The organism is Nitrosophilus sp., assembly GCF_982775275.1.
The window spans coordinates 1-1,909 of record NZ_CEXZHP010000249.1; the positions used below are offsets into that span (position 1 = coordinate 1).

The window sequence follows — 1,909 nt, forward strand, 5'->3', positions numbered from 1 at the left end:
AAGAGTTTCACGTATTGGCAGACAATGGAGAAGATACAATTGCTGTTAGTGATGCTTCTGAATTTGCAATAAATACAGAGCTGTTATTAAAAAATGGTGAAGACATTAAAACACTTGAAGGCAAGCCTTCACCTGATGGTAATGGAACAATTCAAATTAAAAAAGGTATTGAAGTTGGGCATATCTTTAAACTAGGTACAACCTATTCCAAAGCACTCAAAGCAGAATTTTTGGATGAAAACGGAAAAACACAGCCTTTTATTATGGGTACATATGGAATGGGTGTAAGCCGTTTAGTTGCTGCTACAATAGAGCAACATCATGATCAAAACGGTTGTATATGGACACATGCAACAGCACCCTATATGGTGAATGTGATGATAAGCAATATTAAAGATCACGAGCAGGTATCAGTTGGGGAAAAACTCTACGAGGAGTTGCAGGATGCAGGTGTAGAAGTGATGCTTGATGATAGAAAAGAGCGCTTTGGATTTAAAATGAAAGATGCAGAACTTATAGGTTTCCCTTACACTGTTATAGTTGGTAAAGAGCTTGCAAACGGTAATGTACAGATCTATGAGAGGGCATCAACACAAAAAACAGCTGTAAGTAAAGATGCTGTTTTTGCAAAAGTGATGGAACTGCTTGCATGATATATTTTTTAATGTACCTCTTTTTGGAAGTTGTTGTTTCTGTTAATATCTCTTCTGCAATAGGGGGATTGGCAACCTTTTTCGAGATACTTGTAAGTGCCTTTATTGGTATATCGATACTTGTAAACTTTCGACAAACTTTAGTGGAGAATATGACGGCAGTTTCTTACAACTGTATAGATTTAGAGCAGTTTGAGCGTTTAAACCTCTTTACCCTTTTTGGAGCCATACTTTTAATAATACCGGGTTTTTTAACCGATATTTTGGGTGTTTTATTACAGTTTAGTGTTTTTACGAGTATGATTGTTAACCGTTATAATGTAAAATCTAATAAATGCAATACCTCTTATGAGGAAAAAAATAACAACGAAAAGGATTTGGATGTCATTGATGTTGAAATTATTGAGCACAACACTACTTCTAGGTAGTTTGGCATATGCGACCACAACAAGTGAAAAGATAGAGGACTTTTTAAATGATGAATTTGATGATAATCCACGCTTATCATCTGTTGATGTTAAAGTTGATACCGTTGTTCCCCTTAAAGATTTAAAAGGGTGGAGTGGTTATATAGTTGATGTCAAAGCACATATTAAAGGGCAAAAAAAAGAGATTAAGCAAAAAATGATTTGGTTTTCCAATGGTGTTATGATTACCAAAGATTTAACCAATATGGATACAGGTGTTAATATGATTGAGGTGGTAAAACCACCTTTTAAGCAAAGTTATTACAAAAAAGAGAATCTCATTTACGGTAATACAGATGCCAAACATAAAGTTGTACTCTTTTCTGATCCCTTATGTCCATTTTGCAGAGGTTTCATCCCAGGCGCTATCAAAGAGATGAAAAAAGATCCTAAAAAATTTGCTATTTATTACTACCATCTTCCTTTAGCAAGAATTCACCCTGCATCAGTTACACTTGTGAAAGCTGCAGCTGCGGCTGAAGCACAAGGTGTAAAAGATGTCGTATTAAAACTTTATAATATCAAACTCAATCCAAGAGAAAAGGATGTGAAGAAAATTTTGACAGCCTTTAACAAAGCAGTTGGAACACATATTACCCAAAAAGATATACAATCACAAAAAGTACTTCAGCATGTTGCAAGCGATATGGAAGTTGCACAAAACCTTTTAGTAGGCGGTACTCCGACAGTTTATCTTGATGGAAAACTTGACAATACTAAGAAAAAATATAAAACGGTTCAATAATGAAAAAACTTACCCTCTGGAAAATAAAATGGATTTTACCTTTC

General features: G+C 34.7%; 3 protein-coding genes. All 3 read left to right on the forward strand.

The features are described from left to right. The coding region (locus AC30RD_RS08880; RefSeq protein WP_489494156.1) for a His/Gly/Thr/Pro-type tRNA ligase C-terminal domain-containing protein at positions 1–653 on the forward strand (653 nt) is incomplete at its 5' end. Continuing rightward, positions 650–1,081 (forward strand): FxsA family protein, encoded by a 432-nt coding sequence (locus AC30RD_RS08885; RefSeq protein WP_489494157.1) that lies wholly within the window; start codon positions 650–652, stop codon positions 1,079–1,081. The genes AC30RD_RS08880 and AC30RD_RS08885, both read left to right, overlap by 4 nt. Beyond that, positions 1,035–1,865 carry a DsbA family protein gene (locus AC30RD_RS08890; RefSeq protein ID WP_489494158.1) on the forward strand — a complete coding sequence of 277 codons (831 nt, stop codon included), beginning with the start codon at positions 1,035–1,037 and terminating at the stop codon, positions 1,863–1,865. Before AC30RD_RS08885 ends, AC30RD_RS08890 begins: the two co-directional genes overlap by 47 nt. Positions 1,866–1,909 lie beyond the last annotated feature (44 nt).